The sequence below is a fragment of the Paenibacillus artemisiicola genome, assembly GCF_017652985.1.
Lineage (GTDB): Bacteria > Bacillota > Bacilli > Paenibacillales > Paenibacillaceae > Paenibacillus_Z > Paenibacillus_Z artemisiicola.
The window spans coordinates 1-9,252 of sequence record NZ_JAGGDJ010000091.1 but is presented as its reverse complement, the minus strand read 5'-3'; the positions used below and the strand labels follow the sequence as shown (position 1 = coordinate 9,252).

Annotated in this window: 10 protein-coding genes; 1 reads left to right on the top strand and 9 read right to left on the bottom strand. The window is 61.6% G+C overall.

What is annotated here, in order from left to right; genetic code table 11:
- The 6 genes from I8J29_RS32995 to yabP form a co-directional block, all read right to left on the bottom strand.
- The coding region (locus I8J29_RS32995; protein WP_208851498.1) for a hypothetical protein at positions 1–399 on the bottom strand (399 nt) is incomplete at its 3' end.
- Between the two features lies 1 nt (position 400).
- A complete protein-coding gene (gene spoIIE / locus I8J29_RS32990; protein ID WP_208851497.1) occupies positions 401–2,908 on the bottom strand; it encodes a stage II sporulation protein E in 2,508 nt (835 codons plus the stop codon).
- Positions 2,909–3,344: 436 nt separating this feature from the next.
- Positions 3,345–3,896, bottom strand: a complete 552-nt coding sequence (locus tag I8J29_RS32985; RefSeq protein ID WP_208851496.1) for a S1 domain-containing RNA-binding protein — start codon at positions 3,894–3,896, stop codon at positions 3,345–3,347.
- 167 nt (positions 3,897–4,063) lie between these two features.
- Positions 4,064–4,381 (bottom strand): FtsB family cell division protein, encoded by a 318-nt coding sequence (locus I8J29_RS32980; protein ID WP_090648852.1) that lies wholly within the window; start codon positions 4,379–4,381, stop codon positions 4,064–4,066.
- 26 nt (positions 4,382–4,407) lie between these two features.
- A complete protein-coding gene (gene yabQ / locus I8J29_RS32975) occupies positions 4,408–5,058 on the bottom strand; it encodes a spore cortex biosynthesis protein YabQ (protein WP_338113333.1) in 651 nt (216 codons plus the stop codon).
- Positions 5,055–5,342: a sporulation protein YabP gene (gene yabP, locus I8J29_RS32970; protein WP_208851495.1), complete on the bottom strand. Its 288-nt coding sequence runs from the start codon at positions 5,340–5,342 to the stop codon at positions 5,055–5,057. The genes yabQ and yabP overlap by 4 nt, the downstream gene beginning before the upstream one ends.
- Positions 5,343–5,553: 211 nt before the next feature.
- Between yabP and I8J29_RS32965 the strand changes: the two genes are divergently transcribed.
- Positions 5,554–6,285: a 6-phosphogluconolactonase gene (locus I8J29_RS32965; RefSeq protein WP_208851494.1), complete on the top strand. Its 732-nt coding sequence runs from the start codon at positions 5,554–5,556 to the stop codon at positions 6,283–6,285.
- A 192-nt stretch (positions 6,286–6,477) separates the two neighbouring features.
- Here the strand turns inward: I8J29_RS32965 and I8J29_RS32960 are convergent, their stop codons facing one another.
- From I8J29_RS32960 to yabN, 3 genes are all read right to left on the bottom strand, one after another.
- Positions 6,478–6,762, bottom strand: coding sequence for an RNA-binding S4 domain-containing protein (locus tag I8J29_RS32960; protein ID WP_090648860.1), 285 nt, complete (start codon positions 6,760–6,762; stop codon positions 6,478–6,480).
- Positions 6,763–6,764: 2 nt separating this feature from the next.
- Positions 6,765–7,037 carry an HU family DNA-binding protein gene (locus I8J29_RS32955; RefSeq protein ID WP_090648863.1) on the bottom strand — a complete coding sequence of 91 codons (273 nt, stop codon included), beginning with the start codon at positions 7,035–7,037 and terminating at the stop codon, positions 6,765–6,767.
- 173 nt (positions 7,038–7,210) lie between these two features.
- The gene (yabN, locus tag I8J29_RS32950) at positions 7,211–8,689 is read right to left on the bottom strand and encodes a bifunctional methyltransferase/pyrophosphohydrolase YabN (RefSeq protein ID WP_208851493.1); all 1,479 of its coding nucleotides are present in this window, start codon (positions 8,687–8,689) and stop codon (positions 7,211–7,213) included.
- Positions 8,690–9,252 lie beyond the last annotated feature (563 nt).

Below are 9,252 nucleotides of genomic sequence, written 5' to 3'. Positions count from 1 at the left end.
CAGCCGCGTATCGCCCCGCTGCGGCCGGTCCGCCTCCGCCCGCTGCCGCGCCTCCGCCCGCTGCCGCGCCTCCGCCTCGCGCCGGCGCTCTTCCGCCGCCGCCGCGCGCTGCTGCTCGTCCCTTAGGCGCATCCGCTCCGCTTCCGCCGCTTGCAACGGGACGAGCATCATGAGCGGCTGGCCGCCCAGCTTGCGCCGCCGATCCGCGAGCAGCCGCTGGCGCAGGCTGCTCCGCGACGCCCGGATCCCGCGGCCCTCCGCCGCTTTGCTTTCGCCTGGCTTCGTCTTGGCTTGTCCCTCCGTCGTCACGCCGCTCCGCTTGCCTTCGCCTTCCGCCGCCATGCCGCTTCTATTCAAGAATGCTTGACGCATCCATGTCGTCATCTTCTTCATCGCCATTTCAGCTCACCGTCCTTGGACGCTCGACCTTGGTCATGCCAGGCCAGCGGAATGTCGCCCACTCGGGCTGATGCTTGTCCACTCTCGCGACGACGACCGTCATGTCGTCGACAATGTCTCCCTTGTGGTACCGTACGACCGTATCAAGAAGCGCGTCGGCGATCTCCTGCGGGTGCTCCGTCTTAATCTCCTGGATCACCCGCTTCATCCACATTTCCTTGTTCACGGCATGCCCCGGAGCGTCGTAAATCCCGTCGGTCATCATGATGAGCGTATCTCCCGGCTGCAGCTGCACGCGAATCAAATCTATGTCAATGTCCTGCAAAATCCCTACCGGCAAATTGTTGGCCGAGATCGGAATCACTTCGTTCCCCCGCTTGATGAAGCTGGGCGTTGATCCGATTTTCATAAACGTCGTCTTGGCCGAATACATGTCGATTAACGCCACGTCGACCGTCGCAAACACCTCGTCCGAGGACCGTAGCAGCAAGACCGAATTCACGGACTTGATCGCCAGCTTCTCGTCCATGCCGGACTGCAGCAGCTGCTGCAAAATCGTGAGCGCCGTGCTGCTCTCCTGCTTCGCGCGCTCCCCGTTGCCCATGCCGTCGCTGATCGCCACGGCGAACTTGCCGTTGCCCAGCTCGACCGTGCTGAAGCTGTCTCCCGACAGCAGATCCCCGCCTTTCGCGAGGCCGGCCACGCCGGTCTCCACCTCGAACGCCTTCGCCGTGCCGAACGTCACCAGCGCGGCGCCGCCCTCCTTCTCCGGCAGCTGCTCCGACATGACGGCGATCGGCTCGCCGATGATGTCGGACAGCAGCGGCGCGATGATTTTGCGGCACTCGTCGTAGCCTTGCCCGAAGGTGTGGTACACCTCGATCTCGACGTTCCCCTCCTCCAAATTGATGACTTCGATGCCCTGTATCGATAAACCGAGCCCTTCCAGCGCTTCTCGGATCTGTTCTTCCTGCAAATGGAGCTGCTGCCCCTCCCGTTGAATTTCCCTCGCCAGGTCTTCCATGACCTGCGAGACGCCGGACAGCTGCTCCGCCACGAGCTGGCGCGATTCGCTCAGCTGCTTCCGCCATTTAAGATCATGCTGATAAAGTTCATACTGCTGCTGCATCACCGACAGCACCTGCTGCGGCTTGACGCAGTGCACGCTCCACTCCTTCGGCACCTCCTTCGGCCCGAGCCGTCGTCCTTCCTCCACCGACGTCATCATGTTCGTCATCATCCGGTACGTGTCATAGAATTTTCCCTCCCAACAAAGATCTTTGCGGTGGCACGAGCTGCATGTCCGTTCCGCGGCCGCGTTCATGAAGTGGCCGACGGTTTCTTCCCGCCTGTCCGGCTTGTCCGGCTCGTCCGCCGCGCCTCCGAACTGGCCGAAGCTGCGGGACAGCTGGCGGAACACCTCGGAGAATTGCGCAACCCGTTGCGCCGTCACGTCCCGTACGCGCTTCGCGTATTCATGTTGGGATTTGACGTGTTCGTGTGTGCCGGGCACATATTTGGAAATGATGCGAGTAATCGATTTTGGCGTGGCCATCAGCAAGGCGGCCGCGATGACGGACTCCCACGTGGACGCCATGACGTCCGACTGGTTGCCGATGTAGATGGCGAGAATGGACGAGCCCAGGAGCATCCCGAAGGCGACGGCCATCTTGCCCCCTTCGCGGAGCAGCCCGGCCAGCAAGCCGGCGAAGGCGAGCAGGCTCATCTGCACGATCGCGTTGGCGTCGGCGAGACTCAGGATGAGCCCGGCCACGACGCCGACGGAAGCGCCGAGCGGGGCGCCGCCGACCAAGGCGAAGAGCAGCAGCATATAGCGCGACATGATGTGTTCCAAGGATAAGCCTTCCACGGTCCAGCCGACGGCTCCCGTCATGATGGAGGCCAGCATGATCATGAGGCAAATGATTTCTTCGTTCTTGAGCGCGGACGTCTTCTTCGTGAACGTCAGCACCGGGATGGCCTGGACGAACACGAGCGTCAGGACGAAGCCGAGCGAGGCTTCCACCCCGACCATCATCAGCTCGTACCAGCCGAGCGTGCTCTCGATGACGACGCCGAACAGCCGCACGAGCAAGGTCGCGACGAACACGAGCAGCGGCGCGTAGGAGAGCTCCGCCCTCTCGTACGCCTCCAGCCCGCGGAGCAGCAAGTACATGACCGCCAGCTCCATCGCGATCCACATCGGGTCCGGGGCGACGGCGAACCAGCTGCCGGCGACGATCGCCGCCGCGACCGGCAGGGATAGATCCCTTCGCAGGAAGTAAATGACCGTGAAGTATGCGACCGCGAACGGGGTGAGCGATTCCAGGATGACGGCTCGTCCGAGCAGGAAGCCGACGGCCATGAGGATGAACGTCCACTTGCGCGAAGTAAGCATGCCTGCGAGCCGAAGGACGCCGGTGCGGGCCAATCCTTTATGGAGAGCCGATTGGACGAAGCTGGTCTTGCGCACGCCGGGGAACATGACGACCTTGGGTTTGACTGCCATGGAGAGAAGCACCACCCTTTTCCAAAATAGTGTATCGCCATTATAGAATCGGCCAAACGAGAAAGTTTGTCAGATAGCGTTGTCAACGCCGAAGTTTTTTCCGACATTTCCGCCTGCCGTGGGCGGCGGCTTTGTCGCTGCGGCGCAACCCTGCGTCTCTGCTGGGATTGGACCGTGGGCGGGACGCTTCGGAGACCTTCCGGAATGGCCCGGCGCGGGCGCCGCGTTTACGATTTCAACAAATTGCGTGGCCGGTTTCCGCGCGACCGGCGTCCATTCGCCGTCCGAACCTGTCGGGATTCCGTGAGAAGGCGGGAAAACTTTTTTGCGTGGGCGGGTATATTTATGTAGCGGCCTAGCATATCCGCGTCCTTAAGGGGGAAGAAAACGCAAAAAAGGCAGTGCCCGGAGGGCGCTGCCTTGAAATGCTATGGGATTAAACGCGCTTGGCCCCGCGGCCGCCGCGTTTGGATTCCGTGTTCTTCTTCAGGGAGGACATGCGTTCTTCGCTGTCTTTCAGGAAGCGCGACATTTTATCCTCGAAAGAAGGCTTGCCGTAAGAGGGCTTGCCGCCGCCGGCTTTGTTGAACGGACGTCCGCCGCCTCCGCCGCCTGGACGATTAAAGCCGCCTCCTCCGCCTCCGCCACCTGGACGATTGAAGCCTCCGCCTCCGCCGCCTCCGCCTGGTCGATTGAAGCCGCCTGGGCGATCTCCGGTGCGCTCACGCTGAGGAGGTACGGAACCTTCTGGCCGGTCGATTGCTTGTTTGATGGAAAGTCCGATTTTCCCGTCTTTGTCAACGTTAATGACCTTCACCGTCACGATGTCTTCCAGCTTCAGATGGTCCTTAACGTCCTTGACGTAGTTATCGGCAATCTCTGAGATGTGAACTAGCCCTGTGACACCTCCCGACAAATCGACGAATGCCCCGAAATGCGTAATGCCTGTCACCTTGCCTTCTAACTTGGCGCCCACTTCAATTGCCATAGGTAAAAATGTTCCTCCCTAACCGTTATAAGAAGCATCCGCTTCGAGATCCGCAGCCGAAACCCGCGGGTAAATAATGAGGTAAGCCGAAAAATGCGGTTACTTAAGCTGATTATACCCGAACGGTTGATGCAAGGCAACAGACGGAAGCCCGTTTTGCCGCCCGGTTACGGCTTCGGGACGACGTCGATCTGTTTCTCGCCCTTCTTGACCATGCCGAATTCCTGCGTGGCTTTGAGCCCGATATATTCCGGATCGTTGAGCCGCTTGAGCTCGAGCTTGAGGTCCTCGGTCTGCTTGGTCGCCTCGTCGATCTTCTGCTTCGCGGCGGCCAGCTTATCTTCGGCCTGCCCTTGGCGGCCCATCTGCGTAATGCCTGTATAAAGCGCCCAGCCCATGAAAAGCACGACGAAAAATAGCCATAGCTTCAATCTGCGTTTCGTTCCGGCGCGATTCGGGGCCGAATTGGAGCTTGCCGTTGCCATTCATGGACCTCCCGACGTTAGTGGAATCAGTCATCGTTCTTCTTCGCGTCCTTGCGGTTCTTCCAGCGCTGCCAGAGCCCTTGCGCGGCGCTCTTGCCCTGCCGGAACCTCTCCGGGATCCGCCACGTCGCGATAAGGGGATTTACCCGGTTCCCCCACCAGCGAAACAGCGGCTTCCAGACCGGTTTGGTCATCCAAGCAATCAGAAGCCAGAACGGACGACCCAATTGTACCACAATTTTGAAGAGGAACATAGTAAGCGCCAGGAAAAACGCCAGCAGCAGCTTGGCCAGCCGGAACAGCAGCACGAGCGGCTTGACGATAAGCAATTGAAAACACCTGACCGTGAACCGCGTCACGGCGCGTACGGTCTCGATCAGCAGCTTCACCAGCCGGACGGTGAGTTTGCTGAACAGCCAGTAGTAGCAGCCGATGCCGAGCAGCAGCCCCAGGAACACGTAGAACCGGACTTCCCCGTGATTGCTCGACGACAGCACCTGAAATACCGTGAGCGTGGCGGCGATCCAGTAAAGCAGGTCGAAGACCGGCACCCAGATGCGGCTGATCCGCAGCTCGTCCGACACGACGCGGTAACCATCGAAAACGATGCCCATCCCGATCCCAGAGAGCAGCATCGTCATCATGGTCCACCATTGCACGCTGAGGCTGACGCTCACTTGAAGATCTTCCCGAACAGGCCCTTGGACTTCGCGGCCGTACTGCCGTCCAGGTACGTAAGCGAATGGACAAGCCCTTCGATGGCGACGAGTCCCTGCTCCAGGCTCAAATGCTTCATATGCAGATTTTGGCCGCGAATCGCCAGGAAGCCGAGCTCGGTCTCCAACAGAAACTCTTCCACGTCGAAGCTTTCCACGTTCATGACGCCGGTAATCTCAAGGATCTTGCGGTTAAGCATTTTGATTTCCTGGCGCTTCTGCGTCTTGCCGCCCTGCTCTATCATTGCCCCGTCCCCCTCCTACGAGCGTACTGGTAACTGAGACTAGCCTATGAGAGGGAGAACGGCTTTAGAACCGGACCGCCGGGGACGTTGTGGCGCGCGAGGGGACAATGGTACGATGGGAGCGAAGCGGCTTCGCGGCATATAGGGAAGCAACCGACGATACTCGCGCCGGCCGATCGGCATGCCGGGCGCATCAAGGAGCGGATGAACGATGACGAAATTGATCGTGGCGGACGATTACAAGGCCATGAGCGAGGAAGCGGCGAACTGGCTGGCGGCGATCGTGGCGGATCGGCCCGGCGCGGCGATGGTGCTGGCGATGGGCCATACCCCGATGGGCATGTACGAGGCGCTGGCGGCGAGACGGGCCGCCGGGGACGTCGATTTCTCCGCCGTCCGCGCGTTCCAGCTGGACGGCTATCTCGGCCTCGCGAACGACGACCCGCGTTCGCTCGAAGGCTGGCTGCGCCGGTCCGTGGCGGAGCCTTGGAAGCTGCGCGAGGAGCAGCTCGTGCTGCTGGACGAGAACACGGACGATCCGGCGGCGACCGCGCGCGAATACGACCGCCGGGTGCGCGAGGCCGGCGGCTTCGACGCGGCGGTGCTCGGCCTCGGGCCGAACGGCCATCTCGGATTCAACGAGCCGCCCTCCCGCCCCGACTCGCCGACGCGCGCCGTCGCGCTGACGGAGAAGAGCTTGCAAAGCAACGCCGCGTACTGGGGCGGCCTCGACCGCGTGCCCCGCGAAAGCATCACGGCGGGGATGGACGTGCTGCTCGGCGCGCGGAAGGTGCTGCTGCTGGCGTCCGGCGCGGGCAAGCGCGAGATCCTGCAGCGGACGCTGGAGGGCGCCGTCGACGAGCGCGTGCCGTCGAGCTTCCTGCAGACGCATGCGGACGTCACGATCATCGCGGACCGGGCGGCCTGGCCGGAAGGCGAATAGGAGGGCCGCGGCGAAGCGGCGAAGGTACGCGGAAGCATGGAGGACCGTGAGGATCGCGCCGGCGAAGGCGCTGGCCGATCGCGGTCTCCTGGCCGCTTGCGCGGCCGCGGCGCGTGGTGCCTGTGCCTTCGGGCCGTCGCAGCTGGTAAAAAAGGCGGCCGCCCGGATCGGGATCCGGGCGGCCGTCTTCTTTCATTGCTGCCAGTCGAGCTTCTCTTCGGGCTGGCGCGATTCTTCCTTCAACAAAGTATACATGCCGCTCGCCTCGTCCTTCTTGGTCGTTTCCGCGATCCGCTCGACGCGGACGGTCACGATCTTCTGGCCGTATTGGATCTTGAGCTCGTCGCCGGCTTTGACGTCGCTGCTCGCTTTGGCTTCGCGGCCGTTGATCCAGACGCGCCCTTGGTCGGACACGTCCTTCGCGACGGTGCGCCGCTTGATCAGACGGGATACTTTGAGGAATTTGTCCAGACGCATGCTTACTTGATGGCGTCTTTCAGTTTGTTGCCGGCTTTGAACGCTGGGACTTTCGATTCCGCGATCGTGATCGGGCTGCCGGTTTGCGGGTTGCGGCCCGTGCGGCCGGAGCGCTTGCGCGTCTCGAACGTGCCGAAGCCGATCAGCTGCACTTTATCTCCGCCTGCCAGCGCGTCCGTGACTTCGCCGAGAAAGCCGTTCAATACCGATTCCACGTCGCGCTTCGTCAAGCCGCTCTTCGCTGCAATGTTGTTGATCAAATCCGTTTTGTTCATCGTAAAATCCTCCTAATAATTCAATTATGGTTGTAGGCGGATTAGCCGCCGATAGCCTCATTTCCTCAAATCGTACTATTCTGCCCGTTAGCAAAAAAATCCTGCCTGACCCGAAAAATATTTTGTGTTTTATGAGGAAATTAGCCGAAATTTGACGAATCCGCCCTTGAAGATTACGGAAGCTTTTTCGCTTCCTCCCAATAACGGTCCATCTCTAGTAAATCAGTTTGGTCAAAGGATCGCCCGCTTATACGAAGCTGCTCCTCAATATATGAAAATCGTTTCTTGAATTTGCGGTTGGTCCGCGAGAGAGCTTCTTCCGGGTCGGCGTCGATGAACCGCGCGGCATTGACCGTCGCGAACAATAGGTCCCCGAGCTCGCCGGCCTGCTCCTCCTTGTCCTTGGACGCGATCGCTTCCCGCAGCTCGCCGAGCTCCTCCTGGATCTTGTCCAGCACCGGGCCGATCTCGTCCCAATCGAAGCCGACCTTGGCCGCTTTCTTCTGAAGCTTATAAGCTTTCATCAGCGCGGGCAGCTCCGGCGGAATGCCGTCCAGCTGCGAAGCGGCGGCGGGGTCGATGCCCTTGCGGCGTTTCTCCTCGGCCTTCATCTGCTCCCAGTTCTTCAGCGCCTCCCGCGCGTCGCCCGCGGCCGAATCGCCGAATACGTGCGGGTGGCGGAACAGCAGCTTCTCGTTCAGCGTCTGGATGACGTCGTAAACCGTGAACGCTCCCGTCTCCTCCTCCATCTGGCTGTGGAGCATGACCTGGAGGATAACGTCGCCGAATTCCTCGCGCATGCCGTCCGGATCGTCGTTGTCGAGCGCCTCGATCGCCTCGTAGGTTTCTTCGATGAAGTTTTTGCGAATGGACTGGTGCGTCTGCTCCATGTCCCACGGGCAGCCTTCGGGGCTGCGGAGAATGCCGACGATTTCGTGCAGCCGCTCGAAGGAGCGGTTGCGCAGACGGTCGTCCTCCGAGCGCGGCAGCCAGATCAGCGAAAGGTTGCCGAAGCCCGGCGTCCGGTCCAGCTCGTACAGCGGCACGCTTACGATTCGCTCCTCGCCGGCGACGCCCAGCGCGTGGCCGATCGTCACGGGATAGTCGTCCGGCAGCGTCTCCATGAGCGTCAGCTTCACGTCGGATGCCGTAAATTCGTCATAGACTTGGCCGATGACGGTGTGCAGCTCCGGACGGATCAGGGACGGCTTCAGTTCGGCGGCGTCGAGCAGCTGGAAGCCTTCGATCGGATCGAAGCCGAGCCGCGTGAACGCCTGGTCGAGGAAGCTCTCGCCGCCGAGCACGGCCAGCGCGACGCCCGCTTCCGGGCAGCGCTCGCGCAGCAGCTGCACCGTGCGCTCGGCGACCATGGGGTGGCCGGGCACCGCGTAAAGCAGCGATCCCTTCTCGAGGGAGAGCCGAATGAGCTCGCTCGCGATCGCGTCGTAGACGTCCGGGAACGAATCCAGCCGTTCGTACAGCGAATCGAAGGATTCGTAAGCCAGCCCATGCTCGCGGAACAGCCCCATCATCGGGTGCTTCTCCGTCCGGACATAGCGGCTTGGTGCCTCTTGTAGCCGGCGCCAGACGCCGAGCGTCAGCTGGTCGGCGTCGCCGGAGCCGAGTCCGACGACGGTAATGGTCGGTTGCATCGTTTCGATTTCCTCCTGGTCGGGGCAAAATGATCTCGCGTGAATCGCGCTATGGCTAAGTGTATCACTTCGGCGGGAACGATCCAAATTCCTGACGGACGGGCCTGGACGGCCGCGCGGCATAGAGGGCGCGCGGCGCGGGTCCCTGAGGGCGAAATCACCGGCGGGAACGAGGGAAAGCCGAACGTTCGCTTTCCGCGGTCTGACGCGGCGCGGACGGCGTGGAAGCTGGGCGACGTGGACATCGATAAGAAAGCGAAAATGAAAAGCAAAAGAAATTGGAAAGCAAAAATAGAAAGCGAAAATGAAAAGCGAAAATGAAAAAAGCCCGTTCGCCGCTTACAAAGCGGAAACGGGCCGGTACGATGGCGCGCAAGGCATGAGCGTCGCGGCCGGCAAGGCTGGACGGCGGCGCGCTAGCCTTCGTCGCGCAGCAGACGCAGGCGGATCAACCGGGCGGCGATCGCCGCGCCGCCCGGCAGCGCGCGCAGCTCGCGCGCGGTCATGGCCGCGGCGCTTGTCCTGGCCGAGCGCGGCGGCGCCCCGCTGCTCGGCCTCGTGCT